Source organism: Paeniglutamicibacter cryotolerans (genome assembly GCF_014190875.1).
Classification (GTDB): Bacteria; Actinomycetota; Actinomycetes; order Actinomycetales; family Micrococcaceae; genus Paeniglutamicibacter; species Paeniglutamicibacter cryotolerans.
Window position 1 is genome coordinate 63,200 of record NZ_JACHVS010000001.1, and the last position, 20,629, is coordinate 83,828.

Genomic DNA, 20,629 nt, shown 5'->3' on the forward strand with positions numbered 1-20,629 from the left:
GGAACGACCACCGGGCGGACCCTTGCGGTTCTTCGCGCCATGCCATGGACTGGTGGAGGTCCATGGCCGCCCGGTGCCATGGCGAAGAAGGAGAACCATGAAAACCACTGCCGCCATCGTTCCCACCCAGGGTGCACCCCTGGAACTGCGTGAGCTTCAGCTCGATGATCCCCGTCCCGACGAGGTGCAGGTGCGCATGGTGGCCTCGGGGGTCTGCCATACCGACGCCATCGTGAGGGACCAGTGGTATCCCACCCCGCTGCCGGCGGTCCTGGGCCATGAGGGTGCCGGCGTGGTGGAAAGGGTGGGCTCCGGCGTCACCTCGGTGGTCCCCGGGGACCACGTGCTGCTCAGCTTCGCCTCCTGCGGTTCGTGTTCATCGTGCCTGTCGGGCAGCCCCTCGTACTGCACCGACTTCTATGGGCGGAACTTCAGCGGGGCCCGCACCGACGGCAGCACCGCCTTCACCGATACCGACGGCTCCCCCGTCTCATCGCACTTCTTCGGCCAGTCCTCCTTCGCCCGGCTGAGCAACGTGAACGAGAGCAGCGTGGTGAAGGTGCCCTCCACCGCCCCCTTGGAACTGCTGGGCCCGTTGGGCTGCGGCATCATGACCGGGTCCGGGGCCGTGCTGAACGTGCTGGATCCGGAGGCCGGGTCCAGCTTCGTGGTCTTCGGCAGCGGCGCCGTGGGCCTGGCCGGCCTGCTGGCCGCCGTGGTGGCCAATGCGGCGATCATCATCGCCGTCGACGTGGTGGACAGCCGGCTGGAACTGGCGGCGTCCCTCGGCGCGACCCACACCATCAACGGCAGGAACGAGGATGTGGTGGCCGGGATCAAGGAGATCACCGCCGGCGGGGCGAACTACGCGCTGGATACCACCGGCAACCCGGTGGTGTTCCGGCAGATGGTTGATTCCCTGGGTCTGCGCGGGCACGGGGCCCTGGTCGGTGCCGCGGCTCCCGGCACCGAGGCGGCCATCGACATCGGCTCGATCCTGCTCACCGGGCTGAAGCTGAGCATGGTCATCGAGGGCGACGCGGTACCCCAGATATTCATCCCGAAGCTGATCGCCCTCTACGAGGCAGGCCGGTTCCCGTTCGACCGGCTCGTGAAGAAGTACCCGATCTCCGAGATCAACACGGCCTTCGCCGACAGCGAGAGCGGTGCGACCATCAAACCGGTCGTGGTGTTCTAGACCGCGCAGCGGCCGCCTCTCAGGGGCGCTGCAACGTCCCGGGGACCAGGACCAGACCGGTTTCCGGGTCGGCGTCCAGGAAGAGCGCCAGTCCGCCGGAGATGAAGAAGATGAAGGAGGCGATGGCGATGGCGCCGAGCACCAGGGCGAAGACGAGGGCTTTTCGTTCGGGGGTCATGCGTCCATCCTAGGCAGCGGTGGCCCCGGGATACGCATTGCCCGGGCCGTTCGCCCCGAACAGGGGCAATGCCACAGCAAGGCCCCAAGCCCGCAAACGGCCACAGGCGCCCCGCTCCCTCCAGGGAACAGGACGCCTGTGGCGGTGGAGCGGGCGGGTCTTAGCGTGAACGGTAGTTCGGCGCCTCGACGGTCATCATGATGTCGTGCGGGTGCGATTCCTTCAGCCCGGCCGCGGTGATGCGGACGAACTTGCCCTTGGACTTCAGTTCCTCGATGGTGTGCCCACCCACGTAGAACATGGTCTGGCGCAGGCCGCCGACGAGCTGGTGCGCCACGGCCGAGAGCGGGCCGCGGTACGGGACCTGGCCCTCGATGCCCTCGGGGATCAGCTTCTCGTTGGAGGGCACATCCGACTGGAAGTAACGGTCCTTGGAGTAGGAGGTGTTCTTGCCGCGGGTCTCCATGGCACCGAGCGAACCCATGCCGCGGTAGGCCTTGAACTGCTTGCCGTTCATGAACACCAAGTCGCCCGGGGATTCGGCGGTGCCTGCCAGCAGCGAGCCGAGCATCACCGAGTTGGCGCCGGCAACCAGCGCCTTGCCGATGTCGCCCGAGTGCTGCAGGCCGCCGTCGGCGATGATCGGCACGCCGGCCGGGATGGCTGCCTTGGCGGATTCGTAGATCGCGGTGATCTGCGGGACGCCGACACCGGCGACGATGCGGGTGGTGCAGATGGAGCCCGGGCCCACGCCGACCTTGATGGCGTCGGCGCCGGCGTCAACCAGGGCCTGGGCGCCCTCGCGGGTGGCCGCCTGGCCGCCGATGACATCGACGTGTGCGGCAGCCGGGTCCTTCTTCAGGCGGGCAATCATGTCCAGCACGCCCTGGCTGTGGCCGTTGGCGGTGTCCACGACGAGCACGTCGACGCCGGCATCGATCAGCGACATCGCACGGTCGTAGCCCTCGCCGAAGAAGCCCACGGCGGCGCCGACGCGCAGGCGTCCGTCATCGTCCTTGGTGGCCAGCGGGTACTGCTCGGCCTTGTCGAAGTCCTTGACCGTGATCAGGCCCTGCAGGATGTCATCGGCGTCGACCAGCGGCAGCTTCTCGATGCGGTGCTTGCCCAACAGCTTGATGACCTCTTCGCGGCTGACGCCGACCTGCGCTGTGATCAGCGGCATCGCGGTCATGACCTCGTAGACCTTGGTGGTCATGTAGGTTTCGCGCGGCACGAAGCGGGTGTCGCGGTTGGTGATGATGCCCAGCAGCTTGCGGTTCTCATCCACCACCGGCAGGCCCGAGACGCGGTAGTGCGCGCACAGGTCGTCCCATTCCTGGAGCGTGGCGCCCGGGTGCACCGTGACGGGGTCGGTGATCATCCCGGATTCGCTGCGCTTGACCTGGTCGACTTCCTTGGCCTGGTCATCGATCGACAGGTTGCGGTGGATGATGCCGATGCCGCCTTGGCGCGCCAGCGCGATCGCCATCGGGGCCTCGGTGACTGTATCCATCGCGGCGGAAAGCAGCGGGATGTTGATGTTGATCCGCTTGGTCAGGCGGGTGGTGGTGTCCGCCTCGGAGGGGATCACATCCGTCGGGCCGGGCAACAGCAGGACGTCGTCGTAGGTGAGGCCTTCAAGGGCAAATGGATTGAACTCAGTCACGGGGGACCTTTCACGCCGGTGCGGGGATTGGTTACATCCTAGAACGGTTCGCCCCGCTCCGACATTCCCGTAGGCCAAGGTGTGGCGAACGCAACTCCCGCACCCGGTTCGGGTTCGGCTCAGGCCCTCACGAAGACCGCCGTGGCGCGCGATGAATCGATCCCGGTGCGGCTGATCGCCTGGATCATGTACCAGTAGGAGATCCCGGCGGCCACGCCGGTATCCAGCCAGCTCTGCGAGCGGGTGGTACGCCGCACCACGGCGCGTAGATACGTTGCGGTGGACTGGATGTAGGGCAGCACCGAACCGGTTGAATCCCAGCGCCAGATGGCTATCGAATCGATCGCCTCCCCCGAGCCGCTGGAATCCCAGCGCAGCCTGATACCCCGGGATTCACGCCGGGCCGAGGTGATCACCGGGGTATAGGGACGGGTCCCCTTCAGGCCCGGCAGCGGCACCGGCAGTGCCGGTCGCGCGTAGTGCCTGGCGGCCAGGATCCCGAAGGCGTTGAGCTGATTGGCACGCACCGAGGCGGCGTTGTAGTAGACCTGCCCGTTGACACCGGATATCGCGCGGCCCAGGGTGAGGTGGTCGCGCAGCTCGTTCTTATCCAGCCACCCGGCGGGCGTTGGGGAACCGACCTTGTAGGCGGCCTCGCCGGTGAAAAGTCGGACACCGGTCCCGGCCACCGCCCTGGCCCACCAGGCGATCAGCACGTTGTAGTCGGCCGGCGTGTAGCCCTGCGGCCAGTACAGCTGCGGGGCGATGTAGTCGACCCAGCCCTGCTTCACCCAGTAGCGGGAGTCGGCGTAGAGCGCCGAGTAGGATTCCAGCCCGTTCGTGGCCGATCCCAACGAACTGCTGGAGGAGTTGCGCCAGATCCCGAACGGGGCGATCCCGAACACGGTCCGCGGCCGCACCCGGTGGATGGCGGCATCGGCCTCCTTGATGAACAGGTTGACGTTGTGCCGCCGCCAGGAGGAGAGCGAGGTGTAGCTCCCCCGGTACTTCTTCCATGCCGCGGCATCGGGGATCTGCGCACCGGAGACCGGGTAGGGGTAGAAGTAGTCGTCGAAGTGGATGCCGTCGACATCGTAGCGTTTGACCAGATCAGCCACGACGTTCCCGATATACGTGCGCACCGCAGGGATGCCGGGGTTGTAGTAGCGCTTGCCGCCGTAGGCGAAGGACCAGGACGGGTTCCTGCGGGCCGGGTGGGATGCCACCAGCGAGGAGAGCGAGGTGGACATCGATACCCGGTACGGGTTGATCCACGCGTGCAGGGCCAGGGCCCGGCGGTGTGCCTCGGCGATGGCGTAGGCCAGCGGGTCATAGCCGGGGTCCTGGCCCTGGGTACCCGTCAGGTACGCGGACCACGGTTCGCCCAGGGTGGATACCCACATCCGGTCGGCCGCCGGGCGGACCTGCAGCAGCACGGCGTTGAGCCTGCGCTTTACCGCCAGGTCCAGCCAGGCCCGCAGTTCGGCCTGCTGCGTGGCCACCGGCAGGCCGGGCTTCGATGGCCAGTCGACGTTCAGCACGCTGGCCACCCACAGGCCGCGGAATTCGGTGCGTGGGCAGGTCGGGCTGGTGACGGTATTGCGTTGGGAGATGGTGTAGACCCTGCCGCGGAGAGCCGCCGCCTGGGCCATCGGGGCGGCGGTTCCCGCCTGCAGCAGCAGGCCCGCGCCCACGGCGGCGCCGGTGAGCAGCTGGCGCCGGTTGGGCATCAGCGCCGTAGGTTGTGGATCGCGCATGGCTTCCTCCAGGGCACGGGCCACGGCCCGGGGTGGCCGTCGGCCGTGGCCCCATTCTGAGCCGGAACCGGTGAGAGGCCAAGCACGGGAGAATGACGATTCGGCACCGTTCGACTCCGGGGTGCGGTCCCCGGCCTCCGGGCTACGTCCAGCCGAGTGCGGCGTACAACCGCTGCCCGAAGACCGGGGTGGTGGTCCGCACGTACGTGCTGGTGAGGTGCGATTCGTCCATGTAGGCCAGGACGTTGCCGATCACCGGGCGGCAGCTGTCCTGCGGGCAAAGCAGGTCGGTCAGGTCCAGCGTGGAGAACCGGTGCCCAGGCAGGTTCATTTCCGGCAGCCCGAGAACCGGGCTGGTCTTGGCCATCGCGTAGTCCACCTCCATGGTGCAGGGTTCGCCGTCTGGACCAAACCTGTCTACGCATTCGGGAATGGAGGCGTCGAACCGGGGCGTATCTCGCATCCCGATTACCTGGATGCCGGCATCGAGGAACGCTTTGATCCCGGCCCGGTAACCGGTGGCCAGGCGCTCGCGCTGCCCGGGTGAATTCCCGTCGGCATCCGGACCCTGGGCGGTGCGCGTGGCAAGCGTCAGCAGGGCATCGGGCCGGTGTTCAAGTACGTATTTCGCTGCCACTGCGTTGAAGTCCGTGCAGTCCGCGTCGGTGTCTTGGGTCTCGTCGCCATAGCGGCAGCCCGGTCGGGTGAGCAGCACCCAGTGCAGGTCTTTCTGCTCCGCCAGCTGCGCCACCGCCCCGCTCCAGTGCTGCATGTGGGAGTCGCCCAGCAAGAAGAGCGTCTTTTCAGCTGCCGGGTTCCCGCCTTCCTGGCAGTACTCCATCAGCGGGTCATCCGATGCGTAGGCACCGGAGCAGTCATCGCCGAAGTTCGACCAGTCGAAGCTTGCTCTGCTGGTCAGCGGGATCATCAGCGCCCCGGGATCCCCGGAGGCGACATAGCCGGGCTCAAGCACCAGCGCGCCGGGGTTATCGACGGCCGGCTGCGTGGCGGCCAACTGTTCCTGCGCGGCGACCCGGTGTTCCCAGCCGTTCAACGGCACCATGACCACTGCAAGCATGAGCGCGATGACCACGCCGACGCGGCGGCGCTTGGCCGAGAGCCACTTCCAGGAACGCATCGGTGATTCCACGATGCGGGTCGTGGCCCAGGCCAGGACCAGCGAGAGCCCCATGATCATCAGCCCCTGGACCAGGCTCGGCTTCGATTCGCCCGAGCGCACCACGAAGAACACCAGCACCGGCCAGTGCCAGAGGTACAGGGCATAGGCGATGCCGCCGAGCCAACCAAGCACCGGCAGCGCCAGCAGCCGGTCAACGCCGAAGCGGGACTGCCCGGCGATGATGACACAGGCCGCCGCCAGCGTCGGCCAGAGTGCCAGGTAGCCGGGGAACTGTTGCTGGACCGGGAGCAGGATCCCGCAGCTGACGATCGCGGCAAGGCCGATCCAGCCCAGCGGCGCGCGCACGGCTCCCGGCAACCGGCTCATGAAGGGCAGCGCGATGGCCACCATCGAGCCAAGCGCGAACTCCCAGAGCCGAGCCCCGGTGTCGAAGTAGGCCCAGGCCTGATCCGAGGCCGTGATCCGGATCGAGTAGGTCAGCGAGGCTGCGAACACCACTGCAAACAGCATTGCCATCACCATCGCATAGCGCAGGCGGGGGAAGCGGCGCACCAGCAAGCGGTGGACCAGCAGCCCGGCGCCCAGGAGCAGCGGCCACAAGAGGAAGACCTGGCCCTGGATGGACAACGACCAGAAGTGCTGTAGCGGGCTGGTGGTGGCGCTGTTCGCCGCGTAGTAATCGACCGCGTCCTGGGCCAGTTGCCAGTTTTGCCGGTAGAACAGGCTCGCCCAGGCCTGTTCGAAGATGGAGCTCCAGCGGCTGGAGGGCAGCAGTGCAGCGGTGGCCACCAGCGAGGCAAGCAGCACCGCCACGGCGGCAGGCAGCAACCGGCGGAAGGTGTTGAGCCAGTATCCGGGAAGGTCGAAGGAGCGCCCGCTCTCCGCCTTGCGGATGAAGGAACCGGTCAGGAAGAAGGCCGAGAGCATGAGGAACACGTCGACGCCGCCTGAAACCCGGCCCATCCACACGTGATAGACCATGACCAAGACGACGGAGAGGGCACGAAGGCCCTGGAGCTCGGGACGGAACGGGGCACGGGAAACAGGGAGCATGTTTCCCGCCTCCAGTGCCGGGGCCGGCGCAAGGGTGAAACGGGACATCGATGACTTTCGTTGCTGAAAAGGGCCCAGGGCCGAACGGGACCTTGGTGGCGTCCATCATTCTAGCAACACCGTTATTCGTTCGTTACTGACGCTTGGCTTCAATCCCCAACCGGCGGCCCTGCGGGGCACCCCCCTCATGGAGAGGAACATGAAACTCATCGACACTGAGCAAAACCACTGCGGGACGTGAGGAGCCGGGACGGGAACCAGCTGGGGAGTCGAGAAGTGACACGGCCGGGCGCCGCCGCCCGGGCACCGCAGGACGCCATGGCGAGGACATCCTCTGCGCACCAACGATCTACGGACTGATCATGGTTTCGGCCCTGATCCTTGTCACCGAGCAGCATGGGATCGCCTCGGCCGAGGCCTTCGGCACGGCCCTGGGCACCGTCCTGGTGTTCTGGCTGGCGCATCTCTTTGCCGGAACCCTGGCCCGGCTGAGCATTTCAACGGCCGGCACTCCGGATATCCACGACGCCCTGGCACTTGCGCTGAGGCACTCGATCGGGCTGCTGCTGGGGCTGCTGGGCTACCTCGTCTCGCGCGGATGGACCAGGATCCGGGCTACCGGCTCCTGGCCGGTGTCATGACCTCCTCGTTGGGGCTGGTCATCGTGCTGCTCAAGGCGCGCATGCACTAAGGCTCCGCCGCCGGGCAGGGGGGGTGGAACGAAAAGGCCGCCGAGGCGCTCCCCCGGCGAAGGGGATTGCCTAGGCGGCCTTCGGCAGCGGTCCGCTAGTGCGAGTGGCCCGCGTGGGAGTCCTGCTCGCCGCTCTGCTTCTCGGCAACGAGCGTCTCGGTCGTCAGCACCAGGGCTGCGATCGAGGCGGCGTTGGCGAGGGCCGAACGGGTGACCTTCACCGGGTCGATGACGCCGGCTGCCAGCAGGTCCTCGTACACGCCGGACTTGGCGTTGAAGCCGTGGTTCGGAGCGGACTCGGCAACCTTGGAAATCACGACGTAGCCGTCGAAGCCGGCGTTCTGTGCAATCCAGCGCAGCGGCTGGACCAGTGCACGGCGCACGATGCCGACGCCTGCCAGCGCGTCGCCGGTCAGTGCGGCCACGGCCGCATCGGTGTCGAGCACTGCCAGGGCGTCGACCAGGGCGGTGCCGCCGCCGGCGACGATGCCCTCTTCGAGCGCTGCACGCGTGGAGGACACGGCGTCCTCGATGCGGTGCTTGCGTTCCTTCAGCTCGACCTCGGTGGCTGCGCCGACCTTGATCACGCCGATGCCGCCCGAGAGCTTGGCCAGGCGCTCGGAGAGCTTCTCGCGGTCCCAATCGGAATCGGTGCGCTTGAGCTCGGCCTTCAGCTGGGCAACGCGGTCCGCGACGTCGTCGGCTGCGCCGGCCCCGTCAACGATCGTGGTGTTGTCCTTGGTGATGGTGATGCGGCGTGCCGAACCCAGGACCTCGAGGCCGACCTGGTCCAGCTTCAGGCCCAGTTCCGGGGAAACGACCTGGGCGCCGGTGAGGATCGCGATGTCCTGCAGCATGGCCTTGCGGCGGTCGCCGAAGCCCGGGGCCTTGACGGCAACGGTGCTCAGGGTTCCGCGGATCTTGTTGACCACCAGGGTGGAGAGGGCTTCGCCCTCGGTGTCCTCGGCGATGATGAACAGCGGCTTGCCGGCTGCCAGCACCTTCTCCAACAGCGGCAGGAATTCCGCCACGGTGGAGATCTTGCCGGCGTTGACCAGGATCAGCGCGTCTTCCAGGACGACTTCCTGGCGCTCGGCATCGGTGATGAACTGCGGGGACAGGTAGCCCTTGTCGAACTGCATGCCCTCGGTGACGACCAGCTCGGTGGCTGTCGTGGAGGACTCTTCGATGGTGATGACGCCCTCGGTGCCGACGGTGCCGAAGGCCTCGGCGAGCAGGTCGCCGATTTCATCGCTCTGGGCGGAGATGGCAGCCACGTTGGCGACCTGCTTGCCCTCTACCGGTCGGGCGTTTTCGGCCAGGCGGCCGACGACTGCAGCAACGGCCACCTCGATGCCACGCTTGAGCGCGAGCGGGTCGGCGCCCGCTGCAACGTTGCGCAGGCCCTCCTTGACCAGTGCCTGGGCCAGCACGGTGGCCGTGGTGGTGCCGTCGCCTGCCACGTCGTTGGTCTTGGTGGCTACTTCCTTGGCCAGCTGCGCACCGAGGTTCTCGTAATTGTCCTCGAGCTCGATCTCGCGGGCGATGGTGACGCCGTCATTGGTGATCGTCGGGGCGCCCCAGGCCTTGGCCAGGACGACGTTGCGGCCGCGCGGGCCCAGGGTGACCTTGACCGTGTCGGCGAGCTTGTCGATGCCCGCCTCCAGTGCGCGGCGCGCGTCTTCGTTGAAAACTAGCTGCTTTGCCATTCGATACTCCTTTTAGGCTGCGAGAAGCCCCGGCCTGTGGACCGGGGCTTCACACGGGGAAACTACTTGACGACGATGGCCAGCACGTCGCGGGCGGAGAGTACGAGGTACTCCTCGCCGGCAACCTTGACTTCGGTTCCGCCGTACTTGGAGTAGATCACGACGTCGCCCTCGGCAACGTCGACCGGAACGCGGTTGCCGTTGTCATCGACGCGGCCCGGTCCAACAGCCACGACCTTGCCCTCCTGGGGCTTTTCCTTGGCGGAGTCCGGGATAACGAGGCCGGAAGCCGTCGTCAGCTCTGCTTCGAGCGGCTGGACAACAATACGATCCTCGAGAGGCTTGATGGAGATCGACACGGATCTCTCCTTTGCATGAGTTACCAATGGTTTACGGGCCGTTGGGGCGCTACCAACCGTCGTCGCGGTGCCAGCTGGCAAGTACCTCAGGCTTTCGGCTCCCGAACGGGCCGGGTGCCGTAAACGACTCTAGGCAACGGCTGGCACTCGGTCAAGGCGAGTGCCAGTTTGTGTCAGCTTTACGCCCTCGGCGCAGGGCTTTGGGGCGGGCGCTCAGGCGTCGGGTTCGGTGGGGGTGGCTGGTGCGGCCGGCATTCCACCGGAAAGCAACGAGCTCAGGCGGGACGCCGTGGCCGCATTGTTGGCGGCTGCCGCGGCGCGGTTGACCTCGGCGACGGCTGCGATGACTTCCTGGCGCTGGATCCGCACGCCCTTGGGCGCGTCGATGCCGATCTTGATCGATTCACCGCGGACATCAAGGACGGTCACCACGATGTCCTCGCCAATCAGGATCTGTTCTCCGACCTTCCGGGTAAGTACCAGCACCGGCTCATCATAGCCCAGTAACGGGCTTCACCTTCGTTCGGGCGCGCCCGAAGGCAGCCACATCCAACACCGGAAAGCCCAACTCATCCACTGTTTCCGGGCTCAGCGTCTCGGCCCGGTTCAGTGCCGCAACGGCATCGATCTGATGCACGGCACCCAGCGCCGCCAGCCATGCCGCACTGTCAACCGGTTTGCGCCCGGCATCGACGGCGGCCCAGAGCTGGTCCGGGGACAGGAGCTCGAGCGGTGCCAGCTGGGCCGCCATGTCGGCCACCGGGTCCAGTGCCAGGGCGACGACCAGCGGAACACCGGCGGCCACCGCGCCGGCACGGGCGCCCAGCACGGCACGGCGGTCGGCCAGCGGCGCCACGGCGGCGGAACCTGCGGCGAACATCGCGGCCAGTTCGCCGACGGCCGCCACGATGGCACCCTCGGGTGCCAGCACGCGCGCGGCACCGTGCGCGTCGGCCCACAACCCGATCACCAGGACCAGGTCGCCGGGGCCGTGCAGCGGCAGCGGTCCGCGCGGCGCTGCGACATCCTGCGCTGCCAGCCGGGCCGGGCCCGGGAAAAGCGGAACCCGCACGCCCGGGCCGGTGGGTGTGGCAGCGGAGGCCGGTGCCGGTCCCGGCTCCAGCGCCCGTCGGCGCGGGGACTGCTCGAAGGCCAACTGGTCCATGACCCGGGCAAAGTCCGGGGTGCCGGTGGCAACCACCGGCTCCTCGCGCCCGTGGATCCTGGCTTCGGCACCCTCGGCCTCGGCCAGCAACGCGGCGATGCCCACCCGCGAGGCCGGCGCCGTGGCACGCGAGCGCCGACCGCGGGAAGCCGGTGCCGCCGGAACTGCCGGACCGGGAACGGCCGCGGGAACCGGGGCCGCAGGGCCCGTCCCCTCGTCCGGGATCTCGATGAGCGCCTCATAGTGGGTCCGGCCCAGGAAGCCGCCCACTCCCCCGCGCGTGACCTTCTCGGCGGAAATGATCCGGGCTGCCGGTCCGTGCTCGGCCCGGATCCGCCTCGTCAGTTCCGCGGCGCTGGGTGCCTCAAGCCGTAATCTGCTCGGCACCGCGCACCACCCCCACGGTTTCGATCTCCGTGCCGCCCGCCGTGGCCTCCTGGTAGGAGAGCACCGGCAGGGAAGCGGCGTTACCGGCCAGCAACCTGCGCACGGCGGGGCGCAGCGCCGGGGCGCAGACCAGCACGGCCGAAAGCCCGCGGGATTCGATCAGCGCGGCGGTATCCTTCACCGATCCGAGCACCGACTCAAGCCGGTGGGCATCGAGCATGATCTGGGTTCCGTGTTCGGAGGGGCGCAGGCCCTCGAGCATCGACTGCTCAAGTACCGGGTCGATCATCACCACGCGCAGCAGATTGCCCTCGAGGTACGGCACTGCCAGCGCCGGACCCAGCGCGGTCCGCGCCGCCTCAATGAGCCCCTCGGGGTCGGTGGAGGCCTTGGCGCGCAGGCTCAGCGCCTCGTAGATGCGCTGCAGGTCGTTGATGGCCACCCCTTCGACCAGCAGCCCCTGCAGCACGCGCTGGACCTCGGCCAGGGACAGCATCGCGGGCACCAGCTCGTCGACTGCCGATGGGCTGACCTCGCGCACTCCCTCGGTGAGCACGCGCACATCCTCCCGGGTGAGCAGCCGCGCCGCCTGCGACTGCACGATCGAGGACAGGTGGGTGACCACCACCGAGACCCGGTCGATGGTGGTGGCACCGGCCATTTCGGCGTTGTGCCGCAGCTCGGCGGGGATCCATTTACCGGCCAGTCCGAAGACCGGCTCGTTCACGGCGATACCGGGCAGCGCATCCAGCTGGTCGCCCAGGGCCAGCACCTTGCCGCGCGGGGCCGTCCCGCGGCCGGCTTCGACCCCGGCGATGCGGATGACGTAGGTGGCCGGCGGCAGGTCCACGGAGTCTCGCGTGCGCACCGGGGGCACCACGATGCCCAGCTCCAGGGCGATGCGCCTGCGCAGCGCACGCACCCGGGCCAGCAGGTCATCTCCTCCCCCATTGACCACGTCGACCAAATCCGGTGCCAACTGGATTTCCAGCGCATGCACCCGCATCGCCTCGAGCAGGTCCTCCGTGGTCTCCTTGGGCACCACCGCCGATTCGGCCGCTGCCATTGACTTTTGCGCTGCTTCCTTCGCGGCGGTGATCGCCTTGATCCGCTGTGCGGTGAAGATCAGCAGCCCGCCGATCAACACGAACGGGAGCTTGGGCATGCCCGGCACCAGGGCCAGGGCAATTGCCGAGGAGCCGGCGATCAGCAGCGCCGTGCGCGACTGCGCCAGCTGCGCCGAGGCGGTGGAACCCATGTCGTCCGCTGCATTGGAGCGGGTGACGATCATGCCGGTGGACACGGCCATGAGCAGCGCCGGGATCTGCGTGGCCAGCCCATCGCCGATGGTCAGCAGCGCATAGGTGTTCAACGCCTCGCCGACCTCCATGCCGCGCTGGATCATGCCGATGGCGATGCCACCGACGAGGTTGATGATGATGATGATCAGCCCGGCGATGGCATCGCCCTTGACGAACTTCGAAGCACCGTCCATGGCACCGTAGAAGTCGGCCTCGGCAGCCACCTCGGCCCGGCGCTCGCGCGCCTGCGAGTCGGTGATCAGCCCGGCGTTCAGGTCCGCGTCGATGGCCATCTGCTTGCCCGGCATCGCATCCAGGGTGAAGCGGGCACCGACCTCGGCGACGCGCTCGGCACCCTTGGTGACCACGACGAACTGGATGACCACCAGGATCAGGAAGATCACGCAGCCGATGATCAGCGAGCCGCCCACGGCGATATCGCCGAAAGCACCGATGACCTCCCCGGCATAGCCGTTGCCCAGCACCAGCCGGGTGGAGGCGACGTTCAGGCCCAGGCGCAGCAGCGTTGCCACCAGCAGCAGCGAGGGGAACACGGAGAAGTCCAGCGGCCGCTTGGCGAACATCGTGGTGAGCAGGATGACCAGCGCCAGCATGATGCTGACGGCTATCAGCACGTCGAGCAGCGCGGCGGGGATCGGTACCACCAGCAGCATGATGATGCCCACCACGCCCAACGGGACGGCGATCTTGGACAGGCCGGCTAGTTTCATTCGGTGCCTCCGGTGGTGTGGACGGGGTCGGGAACCGGGCTTGCGCCCGGGAGCGTGTGGATGGCGTCGGCGGCTCCGCGGACCTTCAGCGCCATCACGAAGGCCAGCACCCGGGCGACCTGGTCGTAGGCACCCACCGGGATTTCGGAGCCGATCCCGCAGTCGGCATGCAGCATCCGGGCCAGGGCAATGTCCTTGACCAGCGGGACCCGGGTGCGCCCGGCTTCCTCGCGGATGCGCCCGGCCACATGCCCGGCGCCCTTGGCGACAACCCGCGGGGCCGAGACGCCGGGTTCGTATTTCAGTGCCACGGCAAAGTGCACCGGGTTCACGATGACCACGTCGGCATCGGCAATGCCGGCCATCATCCGGTTCCGGCTCATGGCCATCTGCCGGGAGCGGCGCTGGGATTTGATCAGCGGGTCGCCGTCGGAGCGCTTGTGCTCGTCGGTGACTTCCTTGCGGGTCATCCGGGTGTGCTTCCGGTTGCGCCGCATGACCACGAAGACGTCGATGGCGGCCAGCACCATGCCGGCCATCACCGAGGCCCGGATCAGCGATGTCGCCCCGGCGGAACCCGACGCCAGCAGCGATGACAGCGGCAACGAACCGGACAGCAGCAGCAGCGGCATCAGCGTGGAGATCACGGTCCAGAGCACCAGGGCGATCACCGTGAGCTTCAGCAGCGCCTTGAGCCCCTGCCACAGGGCCTGCGGCCCGAAGACCCGTTTGGTTCCGGCGATCAGGTCCAGGTTCTTCGGATCGATCTTGAACTTCTTGAAGCGGATCCCGCCCTGGGCCGTGGAGACGGCTATCACCGTCACCAACGCCACGATGAGCATCGGCGCCAGGATGCCCGGCATCGAAGCGAAGCCGGCATCCAGCGCGGCCAGCGCGACGGCCGGCTCCGGGTGGGCGATGACAGCCTCGAACGTCTGCACCTGGACGCGCATCGCCTGCGTGGCCAGTGAAATCAGCCCCGGAATCATCAGTGCAGCGGCGCCGATGCCCAGCCAGGCGGCGAGGTCCTGCGAGCGGGAGGTCTTGCCCTTGGAACGGACATCCTTCATCCGCTGGTCGGTGGCTTTTTCGCTGCGTTCGCCCGAATCCTCGCTCATGGCCCGATCACCGCCCCGATGGCTTCCAGCCCCTGGCGTACCAGCGCCGAGACGACCGATGGCAGCACCACGAACACCGTGCCGGCCAGGGCCAGGGTCAACATGATCTTCAGCGGGAAGCCCATCGCGAACGCGTTGAGTGCCGGCGCCGCTCGGGTGAGCAGGCCCAGGCCGATGTCCGCGAGCACCAGCACCACCAGCAGCGGTCCGGCGATCTGCACGGCGGCAATGAACATCTGGCCCACGGCGGCAACACCCTGGTAGGCGACGGCATCCAGCCCGATGCCGCCGCCCAGCGGTATCACGTCGAAGGAGCGGAACAGCCCGGCGAGCACCAGCTGGTAGCCGTCGGAGGCGAGCAGCAGCGCCAGCGCGGCAAAGTGGAAGAAGCGGGAGAACTGGGCGCCGTTGACCATCGACTGCGGGTCAAAGCCCTGGGCCATCTGGAAGCCGCCGAACAGATCGAGCAGCCCGCCGGCCGCCTGGACGGCGGAAAAGACGATCATCACCAGCAGGCCCAGCGCCGCACCGGTGATCAGTTCGAGCACCAGCGCGCCCAGGAAGGGTCCGGTTTCCAGCGAGGTGTACCCGGCGCTGGTCCGCGGAACCACGGCAAGCGCCAGGCCCACGCCGATCATCGCCTTGATCCGCAGCGGGAACGCATTATGCGAGAACGGGGGCGCCACCACGATGAACGCCGTCACGCGCAGCGAGGCAAGCAGCATGGCCTCGAGCGTGGCGAGCGGCAGCGAGACCTCCACCTCAGCCGCCCTGCAGCAGCGAGGGCAGCTTATCGAAGAGTTCGTGGGTGAAGAGCATCATCTCGGAGATCATCCAGTGCCCGCAGACCAGCAGCGCCATGGCCACGGCGGCCGCCTTGGGCACGAAGGAGAGGGTGACCTCCTGGATCTGGGTCATCGACTGGAACAACGAGATGGAGAAGCCGACCACCAGCGAGGTGATCAGCACCGGTGCGGCCAGCTTGGCGGCCACCAGCAGGCCCGCAAGCCCGATGTCCAATACGGCATTGGGATCCATGTCAACCACCCGTCCTGTAACTGCCGATCAACGCCGTGAGGATCAGGGCCCAGCCGTCCACCAGCACGAAGAGCAGGATCTTGAACGGCAGCGAGATCATCACCGGCGGGAGCATCATCATGCCCATCGACATCAGCGCCGAGGAGACCACCAGGTCGATGACCAGGAACGGGACGAAGACGACGAAGCCGATGATGAACGCGGCCCGCAGCTCCGAGAGCATGAAGGCGGGGATCAACGTGGTCAGTTCCACGTCGGCCGGGGTCGCCGGGTTGGGCATTTGCGCGGCCCGGGTCATCAGCGCGATGTCCGCCTCGCGCGTATGCAGCAGCATGAATTGGCGCAGCGGTTCGACGCCGGCCTCCAGGGCTTGGCCGAAGTCCAACGTGCCATCGAGATAGGGCTGCACGCCGAGCTCGTTCATCTGGCTCAGCACCGGGGCCATGATGAACAGCGAAAGGAACAGCGCCAGGCCGGCGAGCACCTGGTTCGGCGGAATGGTCGGCAGCGCCAGCGCGTTGCGGGTCATCGCCAGCACCACGAAGATCTTGGTGAACGAACTCATCATCAGCAGCAATGCCGGGGCGACCGAGAGCAGGGTGATGGCAATCAGCGTGACGATGGCCGAACTGGGGGCGCCGTCGGGCCCGTTGATCTCCACCGAGACCCCGCCATTGCCGGAGCCCGGGGTGCTCCCGGGGTCAAGCGGGGCTGCGGATGCCGGGGCGGCGCCCGGGATGCCGAGCACCGCCAGGGCCAGGACCAGCAGCGCGATGCACGCGCCAAGGATCAGCAGGCGCACCGGGAGCCGGTGCGCAATGACGGGTGAACTCATGCGGAGATGCTCCGCTTCAGTGCCTCGGCGGCCTGCTTCCAGGTCGCCGGGGAAAGGATCGAACCGGCAAGCACGCCGGTTGCTTGCGGCCGGAGGGGCCCCGGAACGGTACGCCTGGAGCGCCGCGAGGGATCGAGCAGCTCATCGAAGGCGGCAAGGCCGGGTTCCGCGTCCTGATCGAATCCGGCCCGGGCATGCTTCGGCTCCGGGGCGGCCGGGCCGGAGGCCTTCAGCAGGCTCAATGCGAAGCGCGGGCCGGTGCCGGTGGAAACCGGGAGTTCCGGCTCCTGGACCTCGGGCGCGTCATAGCTGTCGAGCACGTTGACCGAGGCCTCACCGACGCCCAGCAGGTAGCGCTTGGAACCCGATTCGAGCAGCACGACGGAGGACTTCGGACCGACACCGTGGCGCTCGATGATCCGCACCTCGCCGGTGGCGGCCGAGGCAAAGCGCGGCAGCAGGCGCTTGCGCAGGTAGAAGAGCAGGCCAAGCACCGCAGCGAGTGAAACCAGTACCCGCAGCAGGAGGAAAAAAGTGTCCAATCTAGCCCAGGCCCTCGGCAACGTCGAGGATCTTGGTGATGCGGATCCCGTAGTCCTGGTCCATCACGACCACCTCGCCATGGGCGATGAGCCGGCCGTTGAGCAGCACGTCGGCCGGGGCGCCGGCCGAACGGTCCAGCTCGACCACGGCACCGGTTTCCAGGTTCAGCACGTCGCGCACCGACATCCGGGTGCGCCCGATTTCCACCGTCAGCGCCATTTCTACGCTGTTGATCCGGCCCAGGCGGGCGCCGACATCGGCACGCTCGGCATCGGATGTCGCCCGGGCCGCCTCGGGGGCTGCGTTTTCGCGGATGCGCAGGGCGAAGAAGCCGATCAGTTCACCGGCGCTGGCCAGGTCGAAGCACACGGTTTCGCCATCGCCGAGCAGCGCGTCGTCCTGGATCGCCGGGCCGGCGGAAAGCACGCCGGTGCCCAGCACGCCGGTGGATGCCTCCAGCGCGGGACGCAGCACGTCGGCCCCGGAAACCAGGGCACTGGTATCGCCGGGGGTTCCGCCGAGCAGTCCGGCGTTCACCTGGACCAGCACGTCGGCCGAAAGTTCTCCGACGAAGCTGGCACCGGCACCGTGGCCAGCGGAGCTCATGACCGGACGCGGGCCGGAGCACAGCGTCGCGGTGACCGGGGCCTCGGTGGGCAGCATCGCGGCGAGTGCCTGTGCAGCGGCGGTGTACAGCGCGGTGGAGTGCAGGACCGGGCTGGAGACTGGTGGGTGGTTCATGCTGGGTTCTCCTCGGTGGATACGACAACTGCGGCAATCCGGCCGCTGCGGGTCCCGGCCGCAGCTGTACCCAGCCGCCGCCCGTCGACTGACAGTTCAAAGGGGCGGTGCGTGGGGTGCGGCAGTGCCAGGACGTCGCCCACCGCGAGGTTCAAGATGGTGCCGGGGGTGACGGCGGAGGGCGCCAGGCGCAACGCCAGGTCCACCGGAATGCCGGAGAGGTGCTGGGCGAGCAGCCCGGCGGTATCCCCGTCGGCGGGGCCGGTGTCTGCGTCCCCCAGCTGGGGCAACAAGAGTTCGGCGGGAAGCGCGATGCTTGCCACGGTGCTGCGCTCCCCCACGCGGACGCGCAGCGTCGCGGCAATGACGAGCTCGGACTTTGCCGCAGCCTGCGCGAACTGCGAGTTATGCGTAATCCCGTCCACGCTCAGGGGCCGTTCTAGCAGGGTGCCCAGCGAGTAATGCAGGTCTTCCAAGGCCTCGTTCATCAGTCCGCGGACCAGCGTCTGCTCGATCCGGGTGAACTTGCGTTCGGCGATGTCACTGGGACCGGGACTGCCGAGCATGTGCGAGATCCAGTTAAGTGCTGCCGCTGCCGGGAACTGGATGACGGCCTTGGCCTTGGCACCGGAACCGGGTGTTTCGCAGAGCACCATGGTCGTGGTGGCTGGAAGCAGGGACACGTAGTCGTCATAGGCCTGCATGCAGAGGGAGACCAAGGAGACCTGGGACATGACCCTGACCTTGGCCGTGAGCTGGGTGCCCCACTGCCGGGCGAAGGTCTCAAAGGCCAGTTCCAGCACGCGGGCGTGCTCGCGGGCCAGTGTGGTGGGCCGACGGAAGTCGTAGGGTACTGCTTCAGCGGCGTTGGGGCGTGTTTGTCTAGGAGTCCCCTCATCGGGATCCCGCACGGGCAGGGCAGTCACGGTTTCCACTATCGGACGGCTCGGTGCAAGCGTTAGCAGTTCTCCAGATTCGCCACCCGCGCCCCGGGCAGGGGGGCGTGCGGAAGGTCCAAGGCTGAATCAGCCGGAGTATCCGGGCAGCAGGTTGCGCACGCTTTCCGGCTGGTTGGACAGCACCACGACGTCCACGCGCCGGTTCAGCGAGAGGTTCTTGCGGCCGGCGATCGGCCGTGCATCGCCATAGCCGACGGAGGAGATCCGCGGAGCCTTGACCCCGCCGTCCTCGACCAGGTTACGCAGCACCCGGGTGGCCCGGCTGGCAGAGAGTTCCCAGTTGGTAGGGTACGGGGCCGCGGGGGTCAGCACGTCGGCGAACCCCTCGATCTCGAAGTGCCGGTCCGTCGGGGCCAGCACCGGGGCGATGGCGCCCAGGATCTGCTTCGCATTGGCCGTCATCGTCGCGCTGTTGGGTTCGAAAAAGGTCTCGGCACTGACCAGCCTGATGGTCAGCCCGCGCTGGTTGATCGAGAAGGCTGCTGCGCCCTTGTGGCCGGATTCCTCGAGCCGTCCCTCGATGCGCTCCTTGAGCTCCAGCAGATCGTCCTGCTCGGACTTGGCCAGCGCCGTCAGCGTTTCCCTGGTCTTGTCATCGAGCTCGGCGCTGGCCAGCAGCCCCTCGGAACCGATGAGTTCCGGGGGCACCACGATTCCCTCCGCCGTATCCGCATTCTGTGAGGCCACGCTGCCGAACCCCGTGGCCAGCGAGTTCTTCAACGCCGCGAACTTGTCCTGATCCACCGTGGACATCGCGTAGAGCACGATGAACAAGCACATCAGCACGGTGACCATGTCCATGTAGGAGGCCATCCAACGCTCATCGGGGCCATCGTGGCCGCCGGCGGCGCCACCGCCGCGGCCGCGCCGGGAACTTCGGCTGCGGGAACTCATGCCGCCTCCTCGAATTCGCGCAGCGGTGATTCAGCGGTGGCTTCCTTCTTCGACTTGCTGCCACGCAGTTCATGGGCCGGGACCATGGAACGCAGACGCTCCTCAAGCAGGATCGGCTGGGTGCCGGCCTGGATGGCGAGGATGCCCTCCATTGCCAGCACCATGCGGTCCGCCTCGATCTCCGCAAGCCGGCGCAGCCTGGTACCGATGGGCAGCCAGATGAAGTTGGCAGAGACCAGGCCCCACAGTGTGGCCACGAAGGCCGCCGCGATCATGTGCCCGAGCTCGTCGGGCTTGGAAAGGTTTTCCAGCACGTGCGTCAGGGAGATCACCGTGCCGATGATGCCCACTGTCGGTGCGAAGCCGCCGAGCGTGGCGAACCACTTGTAGGCGACGGCATCGACGCGTTCACGGGTGGCTATCTCGTCCTCAAGCGCGTCGCGCAGGTCATCGCCGTCGACCCCGTCGGCCAGCGACTGCAGTGCGCGGGCCAGGAACGGGTCTTTGGTGACGTGGGCCTCGGCTTCGAGCGCCAGCAGCCCGTTGCCGCGGGCGATTCCAGCCAGTTCCACCAGCCGTTCGATGAGTACCGATGCTGAGCTGATCTTTCCCTTGAAGGCCGAGGGCAGTGCCTTCACGGCGAGCAAGGCGTCGGCCAGGGTACCGCTGGCCAGGCCGACGGCGATGGTTCCGAAAAACACGATGATCATCGGGGCGGGAAGCAGGATGGAGGAGACGTTGGCGCCCTCCATCTGCAGCATGGTGAACATGGCACCGAAGGCCAGCAGCAGGCCTATGAGGGTTGCGGGATCCACTATGGCCTCCGGGGTAAGGGCTGGGGTGTTGAGGGGATCCGGTCTTCGGGGCCACCAAGGTGGGCCAGGGACACCACGCGCGCGCGCTGGGCAGCGATCAGCCCGATGAGCTCTTCCATGGATTCGGTGACCACGTATTTGGCCCCGTTCACCAACACCACCACGGTGTCGGGGTTCTCCTGGATCCGTTCGATCAGATCGGGATTGATCGCGAAACGGGTGGCGTTAAGCCTTGTCACAACGATCATGTTTACACCGGTCCTTTCAGCCCACACTCTCGGCAGCCGGGCCGTTCCCGTTAGCTGGGTGGAAGCGCCAGGACCCCGCATGACGCAGCTCCCACCACCCCG

21 protein-coding genes are annotated in these 20,629 nt (G+C 67.6%); 2 read left to right on the forward strand and 19 right to left on the reverse strand.

Annotation, left to right across the window (positions count from 1 at the left end):
• The first annotated feature begins 97 nt into the window (after nucleotides 1-97).
• Nucleotides 98-1,198, forward strand: coding sequence for an NAD(P)-dependent alcohol dehydrogenase (locus E9229_RS00285; protein WP_183509219.1), 1,101 nt, complete (start codon nucleotides 98-100; stop codon nucleotides 1,196-1,198).
• 19 nt (nucleotides 1,199-1,217) lie between these two features.
• Here E9229_RS00285 and E9229_RS00290 read toward each other — a convergent pair whose 3' ends face one another.
• The 4 genes from E9229_RS00290 to E9229_RS00305 all read right to left on the reverse strand — a co-directional run bounded on the left by E9229_RS00290 (nucleotide 1,218) and on the right by E9229_RS00305 (nucleotide 7,041).
• Entirely contained in the window at nucleotides 1,218-1,376 is a 159-nt protein-coding gene (locus E9229_RS00290; protein WP_183509220.1) for a hypothetical protein, read from the reverse strand.
• Between the two features lie 160 nt (nucleotides 1,377-1,536).
• Nucleotides 1,537-3,042, reverse strand: coding sequence for an IMP dehydrogenase (gene guaB / locus E9229_RS00295; RefSeq protein ID WP_183509222.1), 1,506 nt, complete (start codon nucleotides 3,040-3,042; stop codon nucleotides 1,537-1,539).
• Between the two features lie 119 nt (nucleotides 3,043-3,161).
• Entirely contained in the window at nucleotides 3,162-4,799 is a 1,638-nt protein-coding gene (locus tag E9229_RS00300) for a glycoside hydrolase family 10 protein (protein WP_183509223.1), read from the reverse strand.
• Nucleotides 4,800-4,941: 142 nt separating this feature from the next.
• Nucleotides 4,942-7,041: an acyltransferase family protein gene (locus tag E9229_RS00305; protein WP_246380283.1), complete on the reverse strand. Its 2,100-nt coding sequence runs from the start codon at nucleotides 7,039-7,041 to the stop codon at nucleotides 4,942-4,944.
• Nucleotides 7,042-7,355: 314 nt separating this feature from the next.
• Between E9229_RS00305 and E9229_RS00310 the strand changes: the two genes are divergently transcribed.
• Nucleotides 7,356-7,634 carry a hypothetical protein gene (locus tag E9229_RS00310; RefSeq protein ID WP_183509224.1) on the forward strand — a complete coding sequence of 93 codons (279 nt, stop codon included), beginning with the start codon at nucleotides 7,356-7,358 and terminating at the stop codon, nucleotides 7,632-7,634.
• A gap of 145 nt (nucleotides 7,635-7,779) precedes the next feature.
• Here the strand turns inward: E9229_RS00310 and groL are convergent, their stop codons facing one another.
• The 15 genes from groL to E9229_RS00385 form a co-directional block, all read right to left on the reverse strand.
• Nucleotides 7,780-9,393 (reverse strand): chaperonin GroEL, encoded by a 1,614-nt coding sequence (gene groL, locus E9229_RS00315; RefSeq protein WP_183509225.1) that lies wholly within the window; start codon nucleotides 9,391-9,393, stop codon nucleotides 7,780-7,782.
• Nucleotides 9,394-9,455: 62 nt separating this feature from the next.
• Nucleotides 9,456-9,752 (reverse strand): co-chaperone GroES, encoded by a 297-nt coding sequence (gene groES / locus E9229_RS00320; protein ID WP_183509227.1) that lies wholly within the window; start codon nucleotides 9,750-9,752, stop codon nucleotides 9,456-9,458.
• Between the two features lie 213 nt (nucleotides 9,753-9,965).
• On the reverse strand, nucleotides 9,966-10,238 hold the full coding sequence (csrA, locus tag E9229_RS00325) for a carbon storage regulator CsrA (protein WP_183509228.1): 273 nt from the start codon (nucleotides 10,236-10,238) through the stop codon (nucleotides 9,966-9,968).
• A gap of 7 nt (nucleotides 10,239-10,245) precedes the next feature.
• Nucleotides 10,246-11,304: a hypothetical protein gene (locus E9229_RS00330; protein WP_183509229.1), complete on the reverse strand. Its 1,059-nt coding sequence runs from the start codon at nucleotides 11,302-11,304 to the stop codon at nucleotides 10,246-10,248.
• Nucleotides 11,282-13,336 (reverse strand): flagellar biosynthesis protein FlhA, encoded by a 2,055-nt coding sequence (locus E9229_RS00335; protein WP_183509231.1) that lies wholly within the window; start codon nucleotides 13,334-13,336, stop codon nucleotides 11,282-11,284. Before E9229_RS00335 ends, E9229_RS00330 begins: the two co-directional genes overlap by 23 nt.
• Nucleotides 13,333-14,454 carry an EscU/YscU/HrcU family type III secretion system export apparatus switch protein gene (locus tag E9229_RS00340; protein WP_183509232.1) on the reverse strand — a complete coding sequence of 374 codons (1,122 nt, stop codon included), beginning with the start codon at nucleotides 14,452-14,454 and terminating at the stop codon, nucleotides 13,333-13,335. Before E9229_RS00340 ends, E9229_RS00335 begins: the two co-directional genes overlap by 4 nt.
• A complete protein-coding gene (locus tag E9229_RS00345; RefSeq protein WP_312855560.1) occupies nucleotides 14,451-15,215 on the reverse strand; it encodes a flagellar biosynthetic protein FliR in 765 nt (254 codons plus the stop codon). Before E9229_RS00345 ends, E9229_RS00340 begins: the two co-directional genes overlap by 4 nt.
• A 1-nt stretch (nucleotide 15,216) precedes the next feature.
• Nucleotides 15,217-15,492, reverse strand: a complete 276-nt coding sequence (fliQ, locus tag E9229_RS00350) for a flagellar biosynthesis protein FliQ (protein ID WP_183509234.1) — start codon at nucleotides 15,490-15,492, stop codon at nucleotides 15,217-15,219.
• Between the two features lies 1 nt (nucleotide 15,493).
• A complete protein-coding gene (gene fliP / locus E9229_RS00355) occupies nucleotides 15,494-16,327 on the reverse strand; it encodes a flagellar type III secretion system pore protein FliP (protein ID WP_183509235.1) in 834 nt (277 codons plus the stop codon).
• Nucleotides 16,324-16,869 (reverse strand): FliO/MopB family protein, encoded by a 546-nt coding sequence (locus E9229_RS00360; RefSeq protein WP_183509236.1) that lies wholly within the window; start codon nucleotides 16,867-16,869, stop codon nucleotides 16,324-16,326. Before E9229_RS00360 ends, fliP begins: the two co-directional genes overlap by 4 nt.
• 1 nt (nucleotide 16,870) lies before the next feature.
• Complete coding sequence (fliN, locus tag E9229_RS00365) at nucleotides 16,871-17,611, reverse strand: flagellar motor switch protein FliN (protein WP_183509237.1); 741 nt, start codon at nucleotides 17,609-17,611, stop codon at nucleotides 16,871-16,873.
• Entirely contained in the window at nucleotides 17,608-18,537 is a 930-nt protein-coding gene (locus E9229_RS00370; RefSeq protein WP_312855561.1) for a flagellar motor switch protein FliM, read from the reverse strand. The genes fliN and E9229_RS00370 overlap by 4 nt, the downstream gene beginning before the upstream one ends.
• Nucleotides 18,538-18,636: 99 nt before the next feature.
• Complete coding sequence (locus tag E9229_RS00375; protein WP_183509238.1) at nucleotides 18,637-19,464, reverse strand: OmpA/MotB family protein; 828 nt, start codon at nucleotides 19,462-19,464, stop codon at nucleotides 18,637-18,639.
• Nucleotides 19,461-20,279, reverse strand: a complete 819-nt coding sequence (locus tag E9229_RS00380; RefSeq protein WP_183509239.1) for a motility protein A — start codon at nucleotides 20,277-20,279, stop codon at nucleotides 19,461-19,463. The genes E9229_RS00375 and E9229_RS00380 overlap by 4 nt, the downstream gene beginning before the upstream one ends.
• Nucleotides 20,279-20,527 carry a flagellar FlbD family protein gene (locus tag E9229_RS00385; RefSeq protein ID WP_183509240.1) on the reverse strand — a complete coding sequence of 83 codons (249 nt, stop codon included), beginning with the start codon at nucleotides 20,525-20,527 and terminating at the stop codon, nucleotides 20,279-20,281. Before E9229_RS00385 ends, E9229_RS00380 begins: the two co-directional genes overlap by 1 nt.
• Between the last annotated feature and the right edge of the window lie 102 nt (nucleotides 20,528-20,629).